Annotated in this window: 25 protein-coding genes and 1 pseudogene; 12 read left to right on the top strand and 14 right to left on the bottom strand. The window is 50.1% G+C overall.

Translation table 11 applies throughout. The features are described from left to right. Positions 1-370: 370 nt before the first annotated feature. A complete protein-coding gene (locus tag FD30_RS00420) occupies positions 371-1,552 on the top strand; it encodes a multidrug effflux MFS transporter (protein ID WP_056943449.1) in 1,182 nt (393 codons plus the stop codon). Positions 1,553-1,625: 73 nt separating this feature from the next. Here FD30_RS00420 and FD30_RS00415 read toward each other — a convergent pair whose 3' ends face one another. Beyond that, entirely contained in the window at positions 1,626-2,132 is a 507-nt protein-coding gene (locus FD30_RS00415) for a MerR family transcriptional regulator (protein ID WP_056943448.1), read from the bottom strand. After that, positions 2,132-2,707, bottom strand: coding sequence for a sugar O-acetyltransferase (locus FD30_RS00410; RefSeq protein WP_056943447.1), 576 nt, complete (start codon positions 2,705-2,707; stop codon positions 2,132-2,134). Before FD30_RS00410 ends, FD30_RS00415 begins: the two co-directional genes overlap by 1 nt. 325 nt (positions 2,708-3,032) lie before the next feature. Between FD30_RS00410 and FD30_RS00405 the strand changes: the two are divergent. From FD30_RS00405 to FD30_RS11830, 6 genes and pseudogenes are all read left to right on the top strand, one after another. Further along, positions 3,033-3,767: pseudogene (locus FD30_RS00405) on the top strand (SDR family oxidoreductase). 94 nt (positions 3,768-3,861) lie between these two features. Continuing rightward, positions 3,862-4,338, top strand: coding sequence for an NUDIX domain-containing protein (locus tag FD30_RS00400; RefSeq protein ID WP_056943446.1), 477 nt, complete (start codon positions 3,862-3,864; stop codon positions 4,336-4,338). Then, positions 4,313-4,816, top strand: coding sequence for a prolyl-tRNA synthetase associated domain-containing protein (locus FD30_RS00395; protein ID WP_056943445.1), 504 nt, complete (start codon positions 4,313-4,315; stop codon positions 4,814-4,816). The genes FD30_RS00400 and FD30_RS00395 overlap by 26 nt, the downstream gene beginning before the upstream one ends. Before the next feature lie 200 nt (positions 4,817-5,016). Beyond that, the gene (locus FD30_RS00390) at positions 5,017-5,868 is read left to right on the top strand and encodes an alpha/beta hydrolase (RefSeq protein ID WP_056943444.1); all 852 of its coding nucleotides are present in this window, start codon (positions 5,017-5,019) and stop codon (positions 5,866-5,868) included. 137 nt (positions 5,869-6,005) lie between these two features. Beyond that, entirely contained in the window at positions 6,006-8,204 is a 2,199-nt protein-coding gene (locus FD30_RS00385) for a Tex family protein (protein ID WP_056943443.1), read from the top strand. A 152-nt stretch (positions 8,205-8,356) separates the two neighbouring features. After that, positions 8,357-8,485 (top strand): hypothetical protein, encoded by a 129-nt coding sequence (locus tag FD30_RS11830; protein WP_034544788.1) that lies wholly within the window; start codon positions 8,357-8,359, stop codon positions 8,483-8,485. 199 nt (positions 8,486-8,684) lie between these two features. Here FD30_RS11830 and xerS read toward each other — a convergent pair whose 3' ends face one another. From xerS to FD30_RS00355, 5 genes are all read right to left on the bottom strand, one after another. Further along, the gene (xerS, locus tag FD30_RS00375) at positions 8,685-9,749 is read right to left on the bottom strand and encodes a tyrosine recombinase XerS (RefSeq protein ID WP_056943442.1); all 1,065 of its coding nucleotides are present in this window, start codon (positions 9,747-9,749) and stop codon (positions 8,685-8,687) included. A gap of 302 nt (positions 9,750-10,051) precedes the next feature. Next, complete coding sequence (locus FD30_RS00370) at positions 10,052-10,813, bottom strand: ABC transporter permease (RefSeq protein WP_056943441.1); 762 nt, start codon at positions 10,811-10,813, stop codon at positions 10,052-10,054. Continuing rightward, a complete protein-coding gene (locus FD30_RS00365) occupies positions 10,788-11,708 on the bottom strand; it encodes an ABC transporter ATP-binding protein (protein WP_056943440.1) in 921 nt (306 codons plus the stop codon). Before FD30_RS00365 ends, FD30_RS00370 begins: the two co-directional genes overlap by 26 nt. Next, entirely contained in the window at positions 11,701-11,925 is a 225-nt protein-coding gene (locus FD30_RS00360) for a PLDc N-terminal domain-containing protein (RefSeq protein WP_056943439.1), read from the bottom strand. Before FD30_RS00360 ends, FD30_RS00365 begins: the two co-directional genes overlap by 8 nt. Further along, complete coding sequence (locus FD30_RS00355; protein WP_056943453.1) at positions 11,912-13,039, bottom strand: helix-turn-helix transcriptional regulator; 1,128 nt, start codon at positions 13,037-13,039, stop codon at positions 11,912-11,914. The genes FD30_RS00360 and FD30_RS00355 overlap by 14 nt, the downstream gene beginning before the upstream one ends. A 1,708-nt stretch (positions 13,040-14,747) precedes the next feature. On the opposite strand from FD30_RS00355, the gene FD30_RS00345 reads away from it, so the two are divergent. After that, on the top strand, positions 14,748-15,638 hold the full coding sequence (locus tag FD30_RS00345; protein WP_056943437.1) for a CAP domain-containing protein: 891 nt from the start codon (positions 14,748-14,750) through the stop codon (positions 15,636-15,638). A 73-nt stretch (positions 15,639-15,711) separates the two neighbouring features. Here FD30_RS00345 and FD30_RS11475 read toward each other — a convergent pair whose 3' ends face one another. The 3 genes from FD30_RS11475 to msrB all read right to left on the bottom strand — a co-directional run bounded on the left by FD30_RS11475 (position 15,712) and on the right by msrB (position 16,964). Beyond that, positions 15,712-15,867, bottom strand: a complete 156-nt coding sequence (locus FD30_RS11475) for a hypothetical protein (protein WP_156652544.1) — start codon at positions 15,865-15,867, stop codon at positions 15,712-15,714. Between the two features lie 107 nt (positions 15,868-15,974). Then, positions 15,975-16,496 carry a peptide-methionine (S)-S-oxide reductase MsrA gene (gene msrA, locus FD30_RS00340; protein WP_082604752.1) on the bottom strand — a complete coding sequence of 174 codons (522 nt, stop codon included), beginning with the start codon at positions 16,494-16,496 and terminating at the stop codon, positions 15,975-15,977. 15 nt (positions 16,497-16,511) lie between these two features. Continuing rightward, positions 16,512-16,964: a peptide-methionine (R)-S-oxide reductase MsrB gene (msrB, locus tag FD30_RS00335; RefSeq protein ID WP_056943435.1), complete on the bottom strand. Its 453-nt coding sequence runs from the start codon at positions 16,962-16,964 to the stop codon at positions 16,512-16,514. A gap of 252 nt (positions 16,965-17,216) precedes the next feature. Between msrB and FD30_RS00330 the strand changes: the two genes are divergently transcribed. The 4 genes from FD30_RS00330 to FD30_RS00315 are packed head-to-tail and all read left to right on the top strand — an operon-like array spanning position 17,217 to position 19,273. After that, positions 17,217-17,945: a DUF2087 domain-containing protein gene (locus FD30_RS00330; protein ID WP_056943434.1), complete on the top strand. Its 729-nt coding sequence runs from the start codon at positions 17,217-17,219 to the stop codon at positions 17,943-17,945. 4 nt (positions 17,946-17,949) lie between these two features. After that, positions 17,950-18,201, top strand: coding sequence for a DUF2087 domain-containing protein (locus tag FD30_RS00325; protein ID WP_056943433.1), 252 nt, complete (start codon positions 17,950-17,952; stop codon positions 18,199-18,201). 1 nt (position 18,202) lies between these two features. Next, positions 18,203-18,580 (top strand): GIY-YIG nuclease family protein, encoded by a 378-nt coding sequence (locus tag FD30_RS00320; protein ID WP_146999989.1) that lies wholly within the window; start codon positions 18,203-18,205, stop codon positions 18,578-18,580. 24 nt (positions 18,581-18,604) lie between these two features. Beyond that, positions 18,605-19,273, top strand: a complete 669-nt coding sequence (locus FD30_RS00315; RefSeq protein WP_056943431.1) for a chloramphenicol acetyltransferase — start codon at positions 18,605-18,607, stop codon at positions 19,271-19,273. Between the two features lie 74 nt (positions 19,274-19,347). On the opposite strand, the gene FD30_RS00310 is transcribed toward FD30_RS00315, so the two are convergent. The 4 genes from FD30_RS00310 to FD30_RS00295 form a co-directional block, all read right to left on the bottom strand. Beyond that, positions 19,348-19,923, bottom strand: coding sequence for a matrixin family metalloprotease (locus FD30_RS00310; RefSeq protein ID WP_056943430.1), 576 nt, complete (start codon positions 19,921-19,923; stop codon positions 19,348-19,350). 148 nt (positions 19,924-20,071) lie between these two features. Next, complete coding sequence (locus tag FD30_RS00305; RefSeq protein ID WP_056943429.1) at positions 20,072-20,701, bottom strand: uracil-DNA glycosylase; 630 nt, start codon at positions 20,699-20,701, stop codon at positions 20,072-20,074. A gap of 112 nt (positions 20,702-20,813) precedes the next feature. After that, positions 20,814-21,743 (bottom strand): manganese-dependent inorganic pyrophosphatase, encoded by a 930-nt coding sequence (locus FD30_RS00300; protein ID WP_056943428.1) that lies wholly within the window; start codon positions 21,741-21,743, stop codon positions 20,814-20,816. Between the two features lie 40 nt (positions 21,744-21,783). Further along, positions 21,784-22,743 (bottom strand): LysR family transcriptional regulator, encoded by a 960-nt coding sequence (locus FD30_RS00295; RefSeq protein ID WP_056943427.1) that lies wholly within the window; start codon positions 22,741-22,743, stop codon positions 21,784-21,786. Between the last annotated feature and the right edge of the window lie 123 nt (positions 22,744-22,866).

The raw sequence follows: 22,866 nt of genomic DNA, 5'->3' as shown, positions 1-22,866 counted from the left end.
GTTTTTGAAAAACATGAAAACTGACGACTTTTTTGAAAGGTATGAATAATTCAGGTCGTTGACTTCTTCAGGATGGTACAGGGGTTTGGCCGCCGTATAGAGTTGTTCCCAGATATCCATAAGTGCAAGCTCCTCGCTTAATTAATATTTTTTAATTATTTTCTCATTTTACGCTAATCAAGCAACTCTCACAAGTCCCGTTTTACCTACCATTTGGAAATAGTTTTGACAACTGACTAATTTTCCCGTAACATGACGCTATCAGAAATGAGGTGACGGCACATGGCATACGATCAAATTCTTGTGTGCGTAGCCGTAGAGGGGACCGGACGTTTTTCCTCAAATTCTTAAACTTACAGGAGAATGACACATGAAAAACGTCCAAAAACAACGACCATCCTTAGGCTTACTCATCACCCTGGTTGGGTTTCCCCAAATCAGTGAATCCATCTTTACCCCCATCTTGCCCGCTCTCAGTCACGCACTACGCGTTAGTGCGGGGCGCAGTCAGCTAACCTTAAGCGTCTACTTTGTGGCGTTTGCCCTGGGCGTGCTTTGCTGGGGACAATTCGCTGACAGTCAGGGACGCCGACCCGCCATGCTGGGAGGACTCATCATTTACTTGATCGGCAACTTAGGCCTCCTAATCAGTCCTAACTTCACTTGGCTTCTGGGGTGCCGGTTGATTCAAGCCTTCGGGGCGAGCGCTGGCTCCGTGGTCACCCAGACCATCATGCGCGAAAGCTTCACCGGCATAACTGGCGCGAAAGTCTTTGCTAACGTTAGTGCCGCTATGGCACTCTCACCCGCACTGGGACCGCTGATCGGTGGGGCGGTCCAGACCCATTTCGGGTACCACCACGTCTTTTCCGTACTGGTTATCTTGGCGATAGCCTGCCTCCTTTATGCGGGGGCCCGGTTACCGGAAACGCGTCCCACGACGGTCCAGGTTGCCTCGTGGCGTCAACAGGCCCAAGTGCTCAAGCGACTGGGGACCGATCCAACTGTATGGGTCTACGGCTTATTGATCAGTGGCATCAACGGCATTCTATTTAGTTACTACGCGGAAGCCCCGTTCATCTTCGAAAGCCATTTCGGTTTCTCCGCGTTAGCCTATGGTCGCTTAGGCCTGTTACTGGCTGCGGCCAGTCTGCTGGGGGCCATCCTGGTTAATCGATTGGTGGCGTATTGGTCGTCCATGCAAGTCGCACTGGGCGGGTTAGGGGTCAGTTGCCTCGCGTCACTAGGGTTGGTGGCTACGGCCCATTTCGCCCTGGTGCCCGGAATGCTGAGCTGCATCTTCTTGGTTTTCCTGGGGCTAAACGTCACGTTACCCACGGCCTTAAACCGGGCCTTGATTGGGTATGAATCGGTCATGGGTAGCGCCAGCGGTTGGTTTAGCCTGGCCTATTATTTAGCTATCAGTGCGTTGACCTACTTGATGAGCTGGTTGCATAACGGCCGAATCACCACGCTCCCCATCTACATCTTAGGGGTCACGTTGGTCATGACCAGCGCCTATCTGGGACTGTATCGTCGAACTCGTCAGTAATTTAACCTAAAAGGAGGACCCATCTCGTGATTGAGAGGGGTCCTCTTTGATGTGCGTTTAACTTGTAATGGGCCTAGTCCGGCTGATCTTGGGAGGTGGACTGGTTCGGTAAATCGATCAGTTGGTGCAGATCCGTAGCATTCTGACGGGCTCGTTGGTATTGCGCTTTGGTCTCAGGGTCGACCGCGTGGGTCTGTGGCAGGAAGTGAACCGCTTCGGTGCCCGCCTCCACAGCCGTCTTGTAGTACCACTTTTTGTACCGCAGAAAATCGAGTTGCGCCTGCATGGCTTGAATCTTATCCGTGAGCACGGCCTCCTGGTGGTCGAGATAGTCGTAACGTTCCTTTAGGGTACCATCACCCGCCATACAAAGCTGAATAAAACTGGCAATATTTTTAACCGGAACCCCGCTTTTCTTCAGGCAGTCAATGACTTCAATAAAGTTTAAATCGTTGGGCTTAAAGGTTCGTCGGCCCGCCTGGTTCCGTTCGACAAAGGGGAGTAGGCCCTGACGATCGTAGAACCGCAGCGCTGAAGTGCTAATGTTCATCATCTTGGCGACGTCTCCGATACTATACATTAGGCTTCCTCCTGATCAGGACTAAGGGGCCGAATGATTCTTGCGGGCACGTCTCCAACTAAAACGTTATCGGGGATGTCCTTAGTCACAACGGCTCCCGAGGCCACCACCACGTTGTTGCCGATGGTCACTCCAGGATTGATCGTGACTTTACCGCCAACCCACACGTCATTGCCAATGGTGACCGGATGACCTTGGGCCAAGTTCTGGCGCCGACCAGCAACGCTGAGCGCGTGGTTGACTGTATAGATATCTACGTTAGGGCCAATCATCACGTTGCGACCAATTCGCACTGGCGCAATATCGAGAATGGTCAGGTTGTAATTACTAAGGAAGTTTTCCCCGACGTGGATGTTGCGCCCATTATCGCAATTGAAGGTCGCTTGTACCGATACGTGTTGCCCAGTTGACCCTAGGATTTCCTTAATTTTGGCCGTCTGACGTTCGGGCTCCGTTGCTGGGATCGCATTAAATTCTTGGCAAAGTTGGGCCGCACGCGCCTTACGTTTCGCCACGCCGGCGTCAAGAAAGTGATACCATTCACCCCGGTCTAGTTTCTCGAGTTCCGTTGTCATATCGTTTAGGTCCTTTCTTTGACTTTACGTTAACTTTAACTCAACCGCAGAAAATTGACCCATAGCTAAGAGATTTAACTGCCCATAGGGAGCGAGCTACGCAACCTCTCGTGCTATCTAAGTAAACGTCTACTTTCCGTACTGGCAACCGCGCCGAGTTCCGCGGAAGTTTCAGTGCTTAGCCAAGTCTTAGCCACCGCTAAATACCTTTCATTGAACACAAGTCTAGTTTAGGACTTGAACACAGGTTTAAGTCAAGCCCCAAATTGATGGTTGACTTAAACCAATGTTCAAGTTGTACGTTTGAAGAAAGGAGTGAACGCTAATGACAATGACTCATCAAGATTCTAAAGTTGCTTTGATTACGGGGGCTAGTTCTGGCTTTGGCTGGGGAACGACACTTGCGATGGCCCAAGCCGGGTATCGCATCGTGGTGACCGCCCGGCGGGAAGCCCGGCTTCAGCAACTCGTCGCCGAATGCCAAAAGCTAGGGACTTCAGCGGCCTACTATGTGGGGGATGCCCGTAAGACTGCGACGGCGCAGGGGGCCGTTGCCTTTACTTTAGAACAATTTGGTCGTTTAGATATTTTGGTCAACAATGCGGGAATCGGACGGGTCTAAAAACTCGTGGATACACCCATGGCGGATTTTGACCTGGTTATGGGTACCAACGTCCGGAGTGCCTTTGCCTTTACTAAGTTTGCGGTACCCCAGATGATTAAGCAACATTCGGGGCAACTGATTCTGGTGTCCTCGGTCACGGGAATCAAGGGACACGCTGAAGAAGCAGCGTACACCTGTAGCAAGTTTGCCCTACGTGGGTTGGGCCAAGCTCTAGACCACGAACTCCTGCCGCAGGGGATTCGGACCTGCGTCTTCTGCCCCCATGCCGGCGCAACTGAATTCGAGGTGGGCCACGGTCGGACGTCCGCTGAAGTTGCTCAATCGGGCTTTCTGACCCCTGAAGACGTGGGGGCGGCCCTGGTCAGTGTCTGCGAACAACCCGAACACTCTCGTATCGTGGAACTCCGGTTAGCTTCTAATAACGTTCCTTATTAACTCGCGATGGGGAAATGCTTGGGCATGGGTTACTTTCGAAGCTAACAGGATTTACCATCTCTGTTATACTGAAACGTATAAGGAAGGTGAGCTTATGGGATACGTCACAAACTTACGGAAGACGGTGGGTTCTCAACCACTAGTGGTCATTGGAGCCGCTGCGGTGGTCTTACGGCAAAACCAATTGCTCCTAGTCGACCGGCGCGACAATCACCTCTGGGGACTACCGGCGGGGTCTAAGGAACTCAACGAATCATTGGAAACCACCGCAATGCGCGAATTACACGAAGAAACGGGCTTATTGGGCCAAGCTCCGAACCTGCTCACGGTGGTCAGTGGTACCGGGTGTCAGTATCAGTACCCCAACGGCGACCAGATTGATTCGTCCACGGCCGTTTATCAACTCCAAGCGACCGGTACGCCGGGAAGCAGCGATGAAACTAGAACCAGTCGCTTCTTTGACCTCACTGCGTTACCCGCACAAATGACACCCATTACGCAAGAAATTCTGCGCCGCCTGATAAGCAATCATCAACTGGTAGGAGATGGTCAAAATCGGCCCATTAACTAAATTAGAAACTTACCACTACCTTGAGAAGTACCAGATTCCCTACGAGGTCGTGACGCATCCCGCCGTGTTCAACATGACAGACGCTCAACGGTTAGCTTTACCGCATCCGGAAGCAGAAGCCAAGAACCTGTTGATCAGAGACACGACTAAAACCCACTACTATTTGCTCGTGATACACGGAGATAAGCGTGTTGATCTCAAACAATTCCGCCAAGCCCAACACACCCGGCGTCTGACTTTTGCATCACCGGAAGAACTGATGACTTATCTGGGCGCTATCCCCGGTGCGGTCACACCACTGGGCGTTTTAAACGATACGGCGCACCGCGTAGTGGTTTACCTAGATCGAGAATTTGGTCCCACGGGCCTAGTTGGTGTCCACCCTAATGAGAATACTGCGACAGTTTGGCTACAGACTCAGGACCTAATTGCGCTACTACGACACCACGGAAATGAGGTCCAGGTGACGACCTTTTAGTGCCATCAGCAGGCTTCAACTTTAAACTAACCAGTCCCCAGTAAAGGCTTGAAACACACTTTACCGGGGACTGGTTAGTTTTTACCGTTTTTCTTAGCTGCGTCAAACCGCGATGACTTGGAAAAACTGGTGATGAGTTATCATGGAAGAAAAGCTCATTGCAAATGGGCCAAAATCAGATGCTGATTAGGGGAGATAACATGCGATTTAAAAAGGGGATTTGGTTCAGTCTCATCATGGGACTGCTGATATTGAGTGGGTGTAGCCGGGCCAGCAATCAACCGGTTAAAGATGTTCACCAGAGTTATGGTGCTAGCTACGTTCCCACACTTTTCTTTCACGGTTACGGTAGCAGTGCCAATGCCGAGATGCATATGATCAACGCCGCTAAGTCGGCCGGAGTAACCCGTACCATTCTGCGGGCTACCGTGGCCAAAAACGGTCACGTCACTTGGCGCGGTCAGTTTAAGCCGGGAGATCATCATCCCCTGGTCGCCGTTCAATTCACGGACAACCGCAACAGCGATTATCCCCAGGATGCTACCTGGGCCAAACGCGTGATTACTGGCCTGCAGAAGTCCTATCACATTACAAAATTTAACGTCGTCGGCCACTCCATGGGAAACATGGCCATCGTCTACTACCTACTGGCGAACGGTCAGAACCGCCACTTACCTCAACTCCAAAAAGAGGTCGACATTGCCGGCCACTTCAACGGCATTCTAGGGGTCAACGACGAACCTAACCGGATGACGTTATCGTCGGCGGGAAAACCCAACAAAATGGATCATAATTATCAACAATTGCTGGCACTACGCCAACGATTCCCACGGCAGGTTCAAGTGCTCAATATCTTCGGGGACTTAAACAATGGCACCCATTCCGACGGACGCGTCAGCAATGCCTCGTCTCAGTCGCTCAAGTACCTGGTTAAGCAACGTGCGGCGACTTACCAAGAACACCGAATCGTGGGCGCCGAGGCCCAACATAGCAAGCTCCACGATAACGCACAGGTCGATCAGCTTCTGATCCAGTTTCTCTGGCACCGTTAAGGGTCAGGATAAAGGGGGATGCTGCGATTGGCGGTTGCCTCCAGCAAGCTAGGCGTCCTAACCCAAAACATCATGGTATACTTTTAGATGTTGTATCACCACAGGAATTAACCAATATTTCAACCATGGAGGACTGTATGGCAACCACACAAGCAGAAAATCGCCTGGTCAATTTAGCCGGGCCAGTTCACCAACAACTCGGCCAATACCGGGTCCAGCAGATTCAAGCCGTTTTGACGCTACTCGATGAGGGCAACACGGTTCCGTTTATCGCACGTTATCGGAAAGAACGGACCGGGACCTTGGACGAAGTGGCCATTCGTGACATTGAAGATGAGGCCCACCGCTTGATGAAGCTCAATCAACGGCGCCAAGATGTCTTGAAGTTGATTCAAGAGCAGGGAAAGTTAACGGCCCAGCTCAAGCAACGGCTCACCCAAGCGACGACCTTACAACAAGTCGAAGACCTTTACTTACCGTATAAGCAAAAACGGCGGACTAAGGCGACCATTGCCCGGGAAGCGGGACTGACGCCACTGGCCAAGTGGCTGTTAACGTACCCGGCTAGCGGATTGGACGCCAAAGCCACGATGTTCATCGCCCCAGACAAGGGATTACCCGACCTGACCGCCGTTTGGGATGGGGTCCACGAGATTCTAGCCGAAACGTTTAGTGAACAGGCAGCCTTTCGGGAATGGATTCGGCACTACACCTGGCAACAGGGTGAGTTGACCAGTAAACGTAAACGCGGCGCCCAGACGGCTGACGAGCAACAAGTTTACGCCATGTATTACGACTTCAAGCAAGCCCTCAAACAGGTGCCACCATACCGGGTTCTGGCCATCAATCGGGGCGAACGCGAAAAAGTCTTATCGGTCGGCATTGCCGTTGACCCCGCATCCATCTTGCAGTACGGCCATTTTCGGTTAGTTGGTCAGCATCAAGGCCCCGCTGTAGCGAAGATTACCGCTGCGTTCGCCGATGCTTACAAACGCTTCTTGGGTCCCGCCATCGAACGGGAACTACGCCGCCAGCTTTCCGAGCGGGCCGACGACCACGCCATCCAGGTCTTCGGGAACAACCTCTACCACCTCTTAATGCAGGCCCCACTAAAGGGTAAAGTCGTCATGGGCTTCGATCCCGCTTATCGAACGGGGTGCAAGTTAGCCATTATGGATGCCAACGGCCGGTTTTTAGCCAAGCAGGTCATCTATCCCCATAAACCAGCTAGTCAACAGCAACGCGCTGCGGCTGGGCCTGCTTTCAAACAGCTCCTGGAAGATTACCACGTCCAGATGATTGCGATCGGTAACGGGACCGCTAGCCGTGAATCCGAGGAATTCGTCAGTGAAATTCTAAAGACGCTGGATCACCCCGTCTACTACGTTATCGTCAACGAAGCGGGGGCTTCGGTTTATTCCGCAAGTGCAAACGCGCGGGCGGAATTTGCGAACCTTCATGTGGAAGAACGGTCGGCCGTCAGCATTGGCCGGCGTCTGCAGGACCCGCTGGCGGAATTGATCAAGGTCGACCCGAAAGCCATCGGGGTCGGACAATACCAGCACGATGTTCCCGAAAAGGCCCTCGATGCCCAATTGGACCGGGTCGTCGAAACGGCGGTCAACCAAGTCGGGGTCAACGTCAACACGGCCAGTCCCGAGTTGCTCACCCATATCTCAGGACTGACTGCGACCACCGCGAAAAACATCGTGACGTACCGCAATAAAAACGGCGCTTTTGCGGACCGTCAAGCCCTCAAAGCTGTGCCGCGATTGGGACCCAAGGCCTACCAACAAGCAGTTGGCTTCCTTCGGATCTTAACGGGACGCAATCCCCTAGACAATACGGACATCCATCCGGAAAGTTACCCCGTCACCCAACGCTTGTTAGCGGGCCTACAAGCGACTCCCGCTGACATTGGGACGCCGACCTTGCGCCACCACCTACAGCAATTAAACCGGCAACAGTGGGCCCAGCGCTTAGGTATCGGTGAGGCGACCCTCGCGGATATTTTAGACGGCCTAAGTAAACCGGGACGGGATCTGCGGGATAGTATGCCGGCACCACTGTTACGTCAAGACGTCTTGACGATGGCCGACCTGAAACCGGGGATGGAACTCCAGGGGACCGTTCGGAACGTGGTCGACTTCGGGGCGTTCGTGGATATTGGGGTTAAACAGGATGGCTTGGTGCACATCTCACAACTGGCCGACCACTTTGTGAGTGACCCCAGCACCGTAGTGACCATTGGAGATATCGTAACGGTTTGGGTCCTCAGCGTGGATGAACAGCGTCAACGAATCCAGCTGACCATGCGCCAAGCGCAGCAAGATTAGGCAGGCGTGGCTAATATCACCACCGGTTATCAGGGTTCCCCATTGCAAGGATTCTTTAATCTGTTATGATGGGAAGCACCCTGTAAATTTAGCGTCTTCGATTGACGTTTACAGAATCACTCTCGACAATTCCATAAGGCGGTGACGATTACATGACTCAAAAGGAAAAAATGATGGCCCTCATCGAAAAGAAGAAACAAAACGGCCACAACCAGCAAAAGACCGTTGCAAAAAACGATCGTAAGAACATGCGCAAGGGACCGAAAATCTTCAATAAGTAAGCCGTTCTGAGCACTGATTAGACGGCTCCCAGATTACTCGAGAAGGGGGTCGCTAATTCAATAAGTCGTCACTAAAAATCGCTCGCTTCTCTTCACAGAGAACCGGGCGACTTTTGGTCATGCTTGAAATTTTAAGATGCCTTTACTTTACGATTTTTAAATTCGCTTTGCCGTTTGGCACTATAAGTGATGATTCGCATCAAAGCTTCTTCAACCCGTTACGCTGTTCTTCGTCAATCATATGCGTGTATAGCCCCGTGGCAGTGGTTGAGTTTTGTCCTAACTGGGTAGCCACCAACTGCTCGTTCTTCGTCGCTAGGTACAGCTTAGACGCTAACGTATGCCGTAACTTATGCGGGGTGATTCGTACCTTGAATGCCGCTGAGTATTTAGCGACCATCTTCTCCATGGTATTCGCCTGCATGCGTGAGGCTTGTCCCCGGTAAATGGTTAAGAAGAGGGCCCGGTCATCCTTGGCGGCGTGGTAGAGCGCTTGGCGCTGCGTGACGTACGCTTGGATATAGGGGATGGTCCAAGGTGCGATGGGCACTGTATCGCGTTGACCACCTTTCCGAACGACCCCAATCGTCTGCGTTTTTAGGTTTAGGTGACGAAGGTCGGCATTCGCCGCTTCAGAGACCCGTAGACCGCTTCCCAGTAATAAAGCGTTGATGGCCAGGTCCCGGAGCTTATCGCGCTTAAAGTAGCGCCGTTGGGCGGGCGTTAGCCGCTGCTCGTATTTGTGGTCAATGAAGTCCAAGTAGTCGTGATCCGTATTTCCCAGCATCAACTTAGTCTTTAGGTTAGCCGCTCGAGTCGCGTAGGTCTCATTGGTGCGAACCAGTGCAATCTTGTGCATCACGTTGCGGTCAAAATAGGCTTCGCCGTGCTCGTCTTCCGTATCCTCAGTGAGGTACTTAAAAAGCGACGAGAGGGCGTTTAACGAGCGGTTAATGGTCGGGTGGGACCGACTACCGGGAGCACCCGTCAGCTTAGTCTGGTTTAACAGCGCCGATTTGTATAGTTCAACCGTTTCTTTCTTTAAATGAGCCAACAGTTCTAGGGGAATATCAGCCGGCCGACTAACAGGTGTAATACCCTCGCTAATCAGCCAGTTAAAGAAGCGACGAAATTCTGTTAGATATTGATACAGCGTGGCGGGGGACAGGGGAATCGTCGCCTTGGCCTGGTAATACTCCTGAACGAACCAGGGGGCACTGGCGAGTTCCTCGTCAATGAGCTTTAAATAGTGTTGCTTCTCCATCGATACAGGCCTCCAAACATACGTTCTGATTACTCTCTATCATACCGAATAATGTCTGATGATGCAATCGCTTAGCTGTGTCCTGCAAAAGATAGCAACTATCGGTAACTAGAAAAATTACCAATAAACATCATAAAAGGGGTTGACTTTCATCAATTATCCCTGTATAGTTACTTATTAGAGTTTAAGAGATGCTAATAACCTGATTCAGAGAAATTGATTAGCAAGCCGGAGTTTCTTAGATTTTAAAAACGCTCGCCCATTCGTAGGAATGGCGGGCGTTTTTTGTTAGCCAATAACGGCTAGACTAAGGCTTTCTTATTCAACAAGGCCACGCTACTGACGATTAAAATCAAGGTCAGGCCTAGCGCCACACCCATAGCGGGAAACAGCTTTGTCAGAGACAAATTCCCCTGGAGAATGGCAACATTATCGCCAATTAGGGAAACGGGGTTAAAGTTATGGGCTTGTTTTAAAAGCTTCGCCAAGAATAAGATTGCCATCACCAGACAAGTAAATAGCAATCCTTCATAGGTGTGGCGTCCCCAAGTAGAACCGAACAGGACAACTGCTAAAAAGAACGCCCCAAAGACTAATAATGGTAAGCAAGCCGCAATCGGATGGGGGCTTTGACGATCGGAAAAGTAAAAGGTCGTGTATCCCCAGGTGATAAAGAATGCGCTAGCCACAACGACTAGCCACTGGCCGAGTAAGCACAAATACTTGGCGATAATGACTGCCCACCGGGGAAGCCCTTTAGTCACCAGGTTTACTAAGGTTTTATCGGTGAGTTCACGGCTCACGGTTCCCCCAAACAAAATTGCGATGATATAGATACCCATTTGAGAAATATTTTTATAAAATTGGGTCCAAGAATCAACCGACGTTGGGGTCGGTAGCTTAACGGCCGTTCCCAAGCTTAATCGTAAAAGATCAGGGGTTAACTTTGCGGCTAGCGGACTCATTAACGCAAATAGGAGAAACACCACGGCCAACACCCCAAAGCGCCGGGTCCGCCAAGTCTCCAAAAGCTCTTTCTTAAAGAACACGGGTAGGGTTCTCATTTTGCGTCACCTCCATGAAAATTTGGTCGAGCGTCGGGTCAACCCGCCGCAAATTTACCGGCATCAGTTTTACAGCCAGTAAGTCTTGAAAAACCTGGCGAGCCTCAGCAGCATAACTTCCCTGATACGTTATGGTTACCGTACAATCGTGCCACGGCGCCTGAAAGTGCGTGGCACACCGGCGAGTTTCCGCTACAGTCGCAAACGTTAACGCCATTTGATGCCGACCGTATATTGCACGTAAACGGGCTGGTGTATCGCAAGCAGCCAGACGCCCATGGTGTAGGATTCCAACATAATCGCTAATGCGTTCAACGTCACTAAGAATGTGGGTTGAAAAGAGAACGGTCACTCGGCCCTTCAGCGAATAAAGGAGGTTTAAAAACGCCGCTCGTCCAGCCGGGTCTAACGCACTAGTGGGCTCATCGCAGATTAAAAGTTCGGGATCGTTAAGCAACGCTTGGGCAATCCCTAAGCGTTGCCGCATCCCCCGAGAAAAGCCATGGATTCTGTGATGCACCTCTTCCAAACCAACTAGGGCTAACGTGTTCTCTATCTTGACCGTGGCATTAGCGACGTGCGTCAGGTCGGCACATAGACGTAGATATTCCCGTGAGGTCATATAGTCGTAAAAGGCAGGGACGTCCGGTAAATACCCAGTCATTCGGTTCGTTTTGGTCTGACCGTAGTGGACCTTTTCACCATTAATCAAGATAGTCCCAGCATCGGCCTTCTCTAGTCCTAGAATCAGTCGCATGGTGGTCGTCTTACCAGCACCGTTAGCGCCCACTAACCCAAAGATTGAACCACGCGGAATTTTAAAGTTTAAATCCTGCAATACAGCTCGCGAGCCGTAACGTTTTTGAAGATGGTACAGCGTTAAGAGGTCACTCATCGCTCGTAGTTCCTTTCCCCCAGGTAAAGTAAGCAACGGGACCAATAATCTGGAAGACAACAACGATAACCACCCACATCACGCGATTACCGAAGCGGTACCGCGTGTGCTGAAAGATGTGCTTTAACGCAACAAGCATCAAGCCTACTTCCAATATGGCGACGGGTAGTAAGGTTGGCCAATAATCGATTAAGAATTGGGTTTCATTGAGGTCCATGTTGACCTACCTCCTTTAATTTTCGGGCCAAAGGGAGCCAACGCTTATCACTCCGGTAAGCTGCTAGCGTGGGATCCTGCTGAATAATGTCAACTAATTGCTGTTGCACCATCGTGGCATTTCGCGGCGTCTGGTGCCCACTATCGAGGGTGTCCAACCAATCATCAATCTGGTCGAAGTACGCATCCCCATGCAAGACTGGTGGAAACTCCGTGTGGCTTAAGACGTCGACGTAGTGCGTAAGTACCTGAAAAAGCACGGTGGTCTGCTGCTGTTGGGCTAATCCCATAATGGTTGCCAGCAGAAAGTTCAGGTAAACCAAGGGATTTAGCGTAGCCATTTTAAAGACCTCCGCATAGGCTTTCCCCCGACGGTACGTCTCAGTAAACTTAGCCGGATCTGCGGTCAACAGCGTCAGATAGTTCGTAAAGTAATTCATTCCCACGCTGGCGTGCTGATACATGGCACTTTGGTAGACCGCCTGAGCTTTTTCGGTATCATGCTGCATCTGATACGCCGTTGCAATCAAATTCTCTGCGGGAAGGTACGTAGGGGTTGCCGTTCCCAGCAAGGTTAAAACCTCTTGGGGTTTGTGTAATAGAATAAGGGTGTAAGCTTCTAAGTTACGCGCATTAAGTTTCAGGGTGGTGTCATCCGTATTTTCACGGACGTGAATAAAAAGCTGACGAGCCTCCGCAACATAGCGTGCTTGCTTATCTGCCACGTCCTTACCCGGCAGGGACGTAAAATGATTAAGAATCAATAACCCCATTTGCTGAATAAAGGGGTAGCAGGCGTAGTACCGTCGAATCAGACTACGCAGTTTCGTCAAAACTTCCTCGCCAGGTTCTGTGGTAAACGACTTTTTCAAGGTATTGTAGATGTTTTGAATCTCTGAAGTGGAGAGTTGTGGTTCATAGTCTAGTAAATCATCAATCTGCAGATTGAAGTACGCCGCTAAGCTGGGGAGAAGCGTAATGTCGGGATAGCTTTGACCGGTTTCCCATTTAGAGACCGCGGCTTTCGAGACCCCAACAAAGTCGGCTAATTGTTGCTGCGTAATGTGATGTTGCTTACGCTGGTTAATCAAGACTGGTCCAATGTTGACCTCCATGATCATACCAACTCCTTTCTTATCACTAATTATAGGGGAGTCTAGGGAAAAGTATATGGAGTGGTTGTCAACAAATCCCCGTATAAATCAACTAACACGATACTTTTCTAAACAATCTACCAGATAGCAGGGGAACTGACTAAATCTATCAATAAAGCCTGGGGAGAGGAGAGACGTTTGGGACAATAAGGTCATCATGCTTAGACGATTCTCAAAAAGGTCGGGGAACCTATCGCAATCCCTAAATTCATACAGAAGGCCAGGGAGATGTATAAATTCTGGTTGATAAGGGCTGGACTACCAGAGAACGGTGCTGACGTAAACTGGATTGCTGGTAACATCGAGCCAGTCCGTATCGCATCTATTTTTCAATATAGAAGTATCTTTAAAATCCACATTTTAATGAAAGTAGTCTTAAAGAGGACTTCTATCCCAAATCCAAGAGAGCCTGGCATCATTATTTTTTGAGTCAGCAGCCCAACGTCCTAAATACAATCCAAATTTACACCGATTTAATTACCGCCCAGCAAGTAATCGTCAGGCAAATCCATTGAAAAAACGGCCGAAATCGCCGAAATAATACGGTTTTAAGCGCTCAGTCAGTCCCAAATCCAAGCTATTTTAATATGGAACAAGCCGTAGCAATCCAGTTTTAACACGGCTTTCGAGCTTAAATCGAATCGTCATGAACCACGGTGCAGCTAGCAGCGCTTGATCACTATAGCAACTCATCTACGACCATCACAACTAGTCGTTATCAGGTCGTACGTACATGATTCCCAAAGATGAGTCTTCAAAAATGAGTATCGACCAACCAATTGGGTACTTGTGCCAGTTACTATAAATGGCCCCAAATTGAACGTCAATCCTAACGACACGTTCATTTGTTTGATGGGGAGTTATCCGTTTAAATGCGTTCAGCGACGCGCTTATTCTGCAACTACTGGTCATCAGTCGACCGCGTTCAAGTACGTTGCAGTGAGTCGGTGAGCTCTTAAAAAGTTGAAGTCAAATTCACCACGCATGAATCACTGATGATCATCAGCTACACTAGAACGCTAAACTAAAGATTGCTCGCCACCACGATGACAACTTACAGTCATCTAAAAATTAGGCCATTTAGGTAAAGAGGGGTTAGCCCTAAAACTGGCTGAATTCTATTTTGATTTTCTACTTTACATAATATATATTATCGAAAGCAGGCTTTGAATGTAAAAACTCGGGTTTCAGCTGCACCCAATCTCCATAGTTCTTCAATTTTCAACATTGCATTTTAACCATAAGCTTATCCATCATCATTGTAACGACAAAATTGTTTTGCGTTTTCCTTCAAATACTTTTTGGTTAACTTACCGCTACCACTTGATTAACCACACTCGGGATTTCAATTCATATTTTTCCGTAACTTTTTAGCTGCCTAGTCATCAGCAATCGCACATGCCTAAATCCTCGACAATCCATTTACACTTTTGCCAGTCCCGTGGTTAATTTGGCCTACAGCTCGAACTGGATTTACGGTTACTCACTTGATGACGGCTTGATCCCTGAATTTGCTGCTTCCTAGACGCACTTAGCACTTTTTCCACAAATCACACAGTTTCCGGCTTTCGGTCACTGACAGTCGCCGACTAGTCCACTATAATTATTTTTAGAAATGGTTAATCTAATTAACCACATTCTCTATATTCTACATAAGGAAGTCCTATCTATGTTTAATCATCGCTTTAGCTACTGGTTAGCCGCCTTGATCCTATGTGTCAGTCTCCTAGGCGTCACGACCACCGCACAAGCCAAACGCCACACCCGCGCAGCAACCGTTTATTCCGCCTGGACTTGGCGTCCCAAGACCAAGGTCAAAGTCAAAAAAGGCACGCTTTACACCTCAATTCGCCTAACTAAGAAAAAAGCCAACCTCGCCAAGGCCAAGTACCGTAAGTTAACCTACGTAACGGGTAAACAATACGCCGTTAAAAAAGCTAATGGAAAGCATGCCCGCTATAACTACATCCGTTCCACTAACGGTAAGGTTAAAGGCTACGTTTGGTCAGGATACGTTCATCAGCTAAAACGGAAAGCCACCACCAAAAAACGGTCAACCCAAGTAACCAAAACTCGCAAGTCTGGAAACAGCACGCTTAAGTCTAGCGAACCGGCAACGCCCGTTCTCAGTACCGCAACTTACCGTTCTGCCTTCTTACAGGCCCTGAATAACGAGCGGGCCAAGCGCAACATCCCGGCCGTGACCGAAGCGGCGGCCTATGATGCCATTGCCCAGCACCGTTCAACCCAACTGCTCACTAACTTCGCTCACGGCGATGACCAAAGCGACTTCATCGCAGATGATCTCTTTACCGCAGCTGGTGTCGCGGGTTTACGGGGTGAATGCATCTCCATGGACTACATGGACGCCGCCGATACCAACCCTAGCGCTTCCGTGGCCAAACGGGATATCCATGAATACATCTACAACGATGCGGATTCCAACTGGGGACACCGGGACATCTTACTGGATGCCGCGAACACCACAATTGGGATTGGTGCCACGCAAAGACCTAGCTCCGAATACGTTTATGGCGCCATCGACATGGGAAGCAATTAACCTGCTTCCTAAATAGACCTAAAGGCGGACAACTCGACTGGTAAACCAGCTGAGTTGTCCGCCTTTTATGCGTTTAATTTGATTTCTTGGTCTGTTTCTTTCGCTTCAGATATGCATCGATCAGGGCTTGTTTTTGGGCCTTGCCCGCCTGCTTACCCGCTTTAACTTGTTTCTCCTGTCGCTTGGTCTGGGCATTAACGTTGACGCTTTCGAACACTAATCTGCTCAAATTGATTCCTCCACTCGGTTAGCTTTGCTAACCAAATTTTAGCACACCTTCGCTAATTGCCCCACCATAAATTGCAACACTAGCGGATACGTTTATAGGCAGCCGACTTATTGCCAGTGTTCCTGAATGAAGGCCTCGCGTCCGCCCATCTCTTCAATCTGGTAACGGAAAGGATTACGCCGATAGAAGTCCTGGTGTTCCTCTTCCGCAGGATAGAAAGGTTGCGCATCCTCAATCTGGGTCACGATAGGCGCATCAAACTGACCACTAGCCGCTAACTTTTCCTTAGAGGCCGTCGCAATCCGCCGTTGTTCCGGACCATTTACGTAGATGACGGGGCGGTAACTGTCGCCTCGGTCCTGGAATTGGCCACTGGCATCGGTCGGGTCCGTCTGGCGCCAGTAGATGCTGACTAATTGGTCGTAAGTGATAATGCTGGGATCAAAGGTAATCTTGACCGCTTCCGTATGCCCCGTAGTGTGGGATGCTACTTCAGTGTAGGTGGGATTGACCGTATGGCCTCCCGTGTATCCGGAAACTACCGACTGAATCCCTGGTTGCGTATCAAAGGGCTTCACCATGCACCAGAAGCATCCCCCAGCGAAAATTGCCGTTTCTGTCTTTGCCAAATCCGACCGTCTCCTTTACTTGTTTTGGGTTGAAAATAACTGTGCGAATTCACCGTAGCCCTTAGCCGCTAACTCACTTGCGGGAATAAACGTCAGGGCTGCCGAGTTGATGCAGTACCGTACCCCGCCCCGGTCGGCCGGGCCGTCATTAAAGACGTGCCCCAGATGGGAGTGAGCATCCTTGCTGATGACCTCTTGCCGGATCATGCCAAACGAATGGTCCGTGTGCTCAACGACACTCGCCGGGTCAATCGGCTTGGAAAAAGCGGGCCAACCACAGCCGGAATCGTACTTATCCGTGGAACTAAACAGCGGTTTACCGCTGACCACATCAACGTAGATCCCGGGTTCAAAAAACTGATCATACTTCCCGGTAAAGGCCGGTTCAGTAGCCGCATTTTGAGTCACCGCATAGGCTTCCGCAGACAAACGTTGCTTTAAGTCGGTTCTTGCTTCTTCAGACTTCATTCAAACTCCTCCTTACACCGTAATCAGTTGTGCACAATTATTTTGTTTCAATTATTATTTTAACGAAAATCTCGTGGATAGCAAGCAGTTGGCTCCTAAAAGATGACTTTGTTAGCTAATGGGCCGGCTTGTTTTTGCCGACTGCTAGCCAGCACCGCAAAAGTGTTTACTAAAACAATCAACATTTTGTTGACAGTTACCGTCAACAAGTCTAAGATAGGGGCTAATCACGAACCTAGGAGGTTTCGTCTAATGAATCTCACGACATTAACACTTACCGATTTAACACAGGGCTGGCATCAAACAGCAAACGCCTTAGTCTGCAACTACTGTGACGCACAGTTTCCCCTGGACACGCCAGCAATGACAATTACCCACCATCTCCTGGTTGCCCATGGTGGTAACCTCCACGCCTTAGTCCACCTGGATAGTCGGTATAATACACTAACAACCAAACAACAGGCCTTACTCACAGCCTTTGCGACCGGGATCAAGGACAAGGACCTAGCTACCCAGACCGGGGTGACGGCCGCCACGATTCGTCATCAGAAGTTCACGTTTCGGGAAAAGGCTAAACAAGCCAAACTTTACCTAGCCACCTACCAAGCCGCCTTCGCTCAAGAGGATCCACACGAACGCCTCCTAGACGTTCCGCAGCATCCCCAAGAGCCCGATGACCGTTGGTTAATCACCGAAGACGAGGCTGCCCAGACCCTCCAGCATTACTTCGATTTCACTCAGGAACCGCCCCGGCTCATTCGGTGGCCTAAGAAGCAAAAGGCCGTCATCGTGGTCTTGACCCGCATTATTGCCGAGATTCCTGACCAACAACAGTTTACCGAACCTCAGATCAACGCCTACCTTCGTCCCATCTATCCAGACTATACCATGGTGCGGCGCTTCTTAATCGAATACCACTTTTTACAACGGACGCCGGACGGCACCGCCTACTGGCGAACCGTCGCTCCTAGAAAGGACTAATGCAATGACTCAAAACGCCCCGTTACACCTCGAGCGGTTACCCCGAAAGCAGAAGCGGCTACAACGGGTTCTCGAACAAATCGTCACAACCATCCCCACTGATCACCGATTGACGGAAGCCGAGATTAACGCCTACTTACAGCCCATCTATGCGGATTACGCGCTCCTACGCCGCTCGTTAATCGACTGGCACTATCTCGACCGCACACCAGATGGCACCGCCTATTGGCGAGTCACCACCGAAAGGAATGTTTAACGTGAATGACCAACAAAAACGAAAACTACGGGCCGACTACAAGTTTGCCCCCACGTATTACGGTGTGATTCAGATTGAAAACACACTGAACCACAAAATCTTTATCGAATCCGTCGCCAACCTCCACAACCGTTGGGGGTACTACCAACTTAATCTGAACCAAAACTTCTACCACGGCACACCACTACAAGTCGACTGGTTACGTGACGGCCCTGACGCCTTTGCCTATACCGTCCTTTGGCGGGCCGATGCCGCAGACGTGGTCAACATGCGTCAAGCCCTAAAGACGTTGCAGGATAAATGGTTGAGAAAGCTCATGCCCTTTGATGAGCGCGGCTACAACCACCGACCCTTACGCTGGACCTACGACGCCCATTAATCTTTATCATCTAAGGAGCCTACCATGTCAACTTTAAACACCCACTTTACGCCGATTGACCAATCAAGCTGGGAACGCCGTGATTATTTTTACTATTTTACTCAGATGGCGCCTACGGGATTTTCATTGACGGCTAACCTCGACGTCACCGCCACTCGAGCTTGGACTAAGACTCACCATCGCAAGTTCAACGCCACCTATCTGTACCTGGTTAGCCGAATCTTAACCCAGCATCCCGAAATGCGCATTGGTCGGGTGGATGACCAACTCGTCACCTTTGACGTCATCCATCCTTCCTACACGATTATTCACGCTGATCATACCATGGCCAACCTTTGGACGGCCTACGATGACAATTTTGACACTTTTTATCACCGCTACCTGGCTGACTTAGCCAACTATGGTCAAGTGCCAGGTCCCATGCCTAAGACACCACTGGCCACCAACTTATATCCCATTGGTAGTCTTCCCTGGTTGCACTTCACGAATTACACCCCTTTGCCATTTACGCCGCTGAAGACTTTCTTTCCCGTCTTTCAGGCCGGCCAATTTGCGTTTGACGACCAAGGGCGGTGTCAGCTTCCCTTATCAGTAACCATCCACCATGCCGTTGCGGATGGTTACCACGTAAGTATGTTGTTTCATGACCTGCAAGCCGCCTTTAACCGTCCCGACCAACTGCTTACCGCTTAACCCTGACCAACCTAAAAGGGATGTGTTCTCCCAATCAGAGAACACACCCCTTTTTGATGTGACAAAATTTCAGTCTAACTAGCTTCACCAGCGGGTGTCAAATAGCGTTCGTAAACCCCTTCGATATCTACCTTTTGGATGCCTTCCGACCGGTTTTCATAGTACATCACACTCCGCCGAGACGGGTTATGATCCAGCCCCATGGCGTGGCCTAACTCGTGCTCCGCCACGTGGACTTCATCCGCGCGACTATACTGAAACTCATGCATTAACCGTGGATTCAGCGCACACAGGACCGCCACCATGTCATAGTGACGTGCCCAATAATCCGTGAGACCGACATCGTCTCCCATCGCCGCAGCACGTTGCCCGCGGTTCGTGTCCAAATCAATTTGAGCGTTCCGGGAATGACTCTTTTCGAACTTAAACACACCAGTTGCATTCCAAGCCTTGATTGCAGACTGCCAGACCCCCCGGTAATAAGCTGACTTCGTGGTAATCACGTACGTCGCGTGCGCGTGCGCGAACCGTTCTTGACCAAATGGGGTCATTGACGCAGCCGCAGCCGTTCCCGTCACGACCTGACTGAGAAAGATCCCTAAGGTGGCCACAATGATGACCAGATTCTTGACCCATACTCCTTTACGCATGGAAACTCCCCCTCTTATGGGGAGAGTTGTTCTTCAACTACCATCACTTCCATTATAGCCAGACCCGCCGCTAGGGAAACTAAAAAGCTCTCGGTTAGCCCCTTAATCTCAACTGGACGAACACGGCGCCTAAACAGGTACACCACTACTATGCTTGGTGTGCCGTGAGGTAAGCCTTTAATGCGGCTAAGTCCGCTGTCACCATTGGTCGAACTTTCTTGAACCGTCGCGCATATGAGGGATGAAATAACGGAAAAATAGGATAAGTGGTGGCGGTCAGCTTAAACCGAGCCGAGTCGGCATCCCAGTACCGGATTGGCCGCTCTAAGAGTTGCCCGTGAACGGTCCCAATCTTAGTAGCACTGCCGAGTAACCGTTGGAGTCCCGTGTTACCTAAAGGCACCAGCAAGTGTCCCGCGAGTAGCTGAAGTTCTGCGTCCAATAGCGGTGCACTTGCGATCACTTCCGCTTGGGTGGGCTTGCGGTCCCGTTTCAATCCAGTAGGTCCCACCGTATACGGACGCGACCGTACGGCCCCCGTTAGATACAATTGATCCCGGGTCACGCCTAACTGGGCAAACCACTGGTCCAGGGTCGTTCCGGCTGGGCCTTGAAAGGGATGACCAACGCGGGCCTCCACTTTACCGGGGGCCTCCGAGACCACCACGAAGAGCGGATCAGGGGCGCCTTCTCCGGGGACAAATCCTTCTAGTTGACCGAACTTTAACGGTAAGTCGCGGCCTAGCTCAAGCTGGTCGGCCGTCAATAACGTTGTCATAGGCTCATCTTCCTTTCCAATTCCAAAATAGGCTAACGTGGGCTTCCCCACGATACCGCAAAAGGGACCCCAACGCGATGATTGGGATCCCTTAGAGGTTTAACCGTTTAAATTAAGCTTCAAAAGCATCGGTCAGTGGTGGCACAACCTGCTTCTTCCGTGAAACCACACCTGGCAGGCTAGCCCGGTTGTGGTCTAAGGTCACGTTAAAGGCCTTTTCAACCACGTCGAGATTGCTGCCGGCAACGATCAGTTCGGAATCGCTAGTCAACACATTCGTGGCTAACGTGATGAACAGGTCGTAACCTTCAGCGGCATTTTCGTCTTGCATGGCCTTTTCCAAGCCAGCTTGACGGTCGATAACTTCGCTCAAATCAACCGTGTTGATCTGGCCGATCCGAACGCTCTTGCCGCTCATGTCAAAGGACTTCGCGTCGCCGTCGATTAATTCCTTGTCGCTCTTAGCAGACAGGTTCGTGCCCGCCTTTAACATCTCAACACCGTAACTTTGAACGTCGATGTCGGCAATTTCGGCCAATTCACGAACGGCTTCACGGTCGATATCGGTCGTGGTTGGGGATTGTAAGAGTAACGTGTCGGAGATGATTGCGGATAACATCAAGCCCGCCAATTTTGCTGGAATTTCAATCTTTTCTTCATTGAACATTTCCGTCAAAATCGTGCTGCAGCAACCCACGGGTTCTGCCCGGTAGTACAGGGGCGCTGCCGTTTCGAAGTTACCGATCTTGTGGTGGTCGACCACGGCATCTACCGTGACTTGATCCCGGTCAGAAACACTTTGTTGTGCTTCGTTGTGGTCCACTAACATCACATGGTCCGTTTCGTTAGCCGCCGTCTTGATGACCCGTGGTGCGGGTTCGTCAAAGTGGTTTAACACGTAGTTGGTTTCCATGTTGGGTTCGCCCAAGGCAACGGCTTCAACATCCAAGCCCTTCTTGCTTTGGTAGTAGGCAAACGCCTTAGCGGCAACGATGGCATCCGTGTCCGGATTTTGGTGTCCGAAGATCAATACTTTACTCATAGGTAAAAAACTCCTTTAACAAATAATTTAAGATTTGAGGTTACTTGTTACGCAATTGTCTAAGCCGCGAAATGTAGTCATCGGTATGCAAGTACCGGTCGAACTGCGCCAGGAAATGGCTGATTCGCGGAATTTCAGCTTTACCCTTGCGGAAGACAAAGGCTAAATCGCACCGAATGTTGGGATCGAAGTGCGCCGTCCAGGTATTCGGTAAGTCTTCTTGACCCACCATATACGAGTTCGGTAACGCCGTTGAAACCTGCGTCTGCATCGAGAAGTGCAGCAGTTGCGTCGGCGTGGTAAAGTTAGCGACCCCTTTAGGGAAATCGGCGAGCTGATTCTTATAAGCTTCGTGTAATGCCTGATTCAAGTAATAGCCATCCGGATAAAGAGCCCAAGGATCCGCCGTCGTGTCTTTGAACTTGATACGGCGTTTCTTAGCTAATTGGGGATCATGGTGAATGAACAACAGGTCATCCGAGATGATCTTCTTGGATTCATACGGCTTCCAGTTCTTAATCGAATCATCTGGCAAGTACATAATCGCCAAATCGATTCGGTTATTCTCCAACTGCTCCCAGATTTCTTTCCGGGTCAGCATATGGAAGGAGATCTTAATATCAGGATTGTTCTGGTAGGACAGAATGGCAAAGTCCTCGAAGACGGCATCCTCAATGGAGGCCAATAAACCAATATTAATTTCCCCCTGGGTCGCACTGGTGGCCTGTTGAATCTCATCCGTGGCTTGGTTGAGAATCGCATAGATCTTATGCGTTGCATCCAGCATGGTGTACCCCGCATCGGAAAGGCGTAATTTCTTACCTACCGAATAGAACAACGGGGCACCTACCGTTCGCTCCAGCTTTTTGATCTGTTGCGTTAAGGCGGGCTGCGTAATGCCTAAGATCTGCGCAGCTTGCGTATAGTTCATGGTTTCAGCCAACTGTAAAAAGTACGTTAGCGTCTTTGAAGAAAAGATGCTTTCTTGTTTCGTCTTCATTGCGTTTGCTCCTTATGATCAACGGTCGCTAAACTCTGCTTAGTTCGTGCATTGACCTAATGGTTACCATTACTCTATATAATAAGCTGTTTAGCCTGAAAGCGCAATTAATTCTGCTTATAA

The sequence above is a fragment of the Levilactobacillus namurensis DSM 19117 genome (genome assembly GCF_001434785.1).
In the GTDB taxonomy this organism is placed as follows: domain Bacteria; phylum Bacillota; class Bacilli; order Lactobacillales; family Lactobacillaceae; genus Levilactobacillus; species Levilactobacillus namurensis.
The sequence above is the reverse complement of the archived record's forward strand: the minus strand, read 5'-3'. Positions and strand labels throughout refer to the sequence as shown.

Coding starts and splice junctions, on each gene's coding strand:
- FD30_RS00385 (WP_056943443.1), top strand. CDS start 6,006: ATGGCAACCACACAAGCAGAAAATCGCCTGGTCAATTTAGCCGGGCCA.
- FD30_RS00400 (WP_056943446.1), top strand. CDS start 3,862: ATGGGATACGTCACAAACTTACGGAAGACGGTGGGTTCTCAACCACTA.
- msrB (WP_056943435.1), bottom strand. CDS start 16,964: ATGAAGTCTGAAGAAGCAAGAACCGACTTAAAGCAACGTTTGTCTGCG.
- FD30_RS00345 (WP_056943437.1), top strand. CDS start 14,748: ATGTTTAATCATCGCTTTAGCTACTGGTTAGCCGCCTTGATCCTATGT.
- FD30_RS11830 (WP_034544788.1), top strand. CDS start 8,357: ATGACTCAAAAGGAAAAAATGATGGCCCTCATCGAAAAGAAGAAACAA.
- FD30_RS00360 (WP_056943439.1), bottom strand. CDS start 11,925: ATGGACCTCAATGAAACCCAATTCTTAATCGATTATTGGCCAACCTTA.
- FD30_RS00305 (WP_056943429.1), bottom strand. CDS start 20,701: ATGACAACGTTATTGACGGCCGACCAGCTTGAGCTAGGCCGCGACTTA.
- FD30_RS00330 (WP_056943434.1), top strand. CDS start 17,217: ATGAATCTCACGACATTAACACTTACCGATTTAACACAGGGCTGGCAT.
- FD30_RS00410 (WP_056943447.1), bottom strand. CDS start 2,707: ATGACAACGGAACTCGAGAAACTAGACCGGGGTGAATGGTATCACTTT.
- FD30_RS00390 (WP_056943444.1), top strand. CDS start 5,017: ATGCGATTTAAAAAGGGGATTTGGTTCAGTCTCATCATGGGACTGCTG.
- FD30_RS00310 (WP_056943430.1), bottom strand. CDS start 19,923: ATGCGTAAAGGAGTATGGGTCAAGAATCTGGTCATCATTGTGGCCACC.
- FD30_RS00415 (WP_056943448.1), bottom strand. CDS start 2,132: ATGTATAGTATCGGAGACGTCGCCAAGATGATGAACATTAGCACTTCA.
- xerS (WP_056943442.1), bottom strand. CDS start 9,749: ATGGAGAAGCAACACTATTTAAAGCTCATTGACGAGGAACTCGCCAGT.
- FD30_RS00420 (WP_056943449.1), top strand. CDS start 371: ATGAAAAACGTCCAAAAACAACGACCATCCTTAGGCTTACTCATCACC.
- FD30_RS00315 (WP_056943431.1), top strand. CDS start 18,605: ATGTCAACTTTAAACACCCACTTTACGCCGATTGACCAATCAAGCTGG.
- FD30_RS00370 (WP_056943441.1), bottom strand. CDS start 10,813: ATGAGAACCCTACCCGTGTTCTTTAAGAAAGAGCTTTTGGAGACTTGG.
- FD30_RS00300 (WP_056943428.1), bottom strand. CDS start 21,743: ATGAGTAAAGTATTGATCTTCGGACACCAAAATCCGGACACGGATGCC.
- FD30_RS00365 (WP_056943440.1), bottom strand. CDS start 11,708: ATGAGTGACCTCTTAACGCTGTACCATCTTCAAAAACGTTACGGCTCG.
- FD30_RS00325 (WP_056943433.1), top strand. CDS start 17,950: ATGACTCAAAACGCCCCGTTACACCTCGAGCGGTTACCCCGAAAGCAG.
- FD30_RS00355 (WP_056943453.1), bottom strand. CDS start 13,039: ATGGAGGTCAACATTGGACCAGTCTTGATTAACCAGCGTAAGCAACAT.
- FD30_RS00395 (WP_056943445.1), top strand. CDS start 4,313: ATGGTCAAAATCGGCCCATTAACTAAATTAGAAACTTACCACTACCTT.
- FD30_RS00295 (WP_056943427.1), bottom strand. CDS start 22,743: ATGAAGACGAAACAAGAAAGCATCTTTTCTTCAAAGACGCTAACGTAC.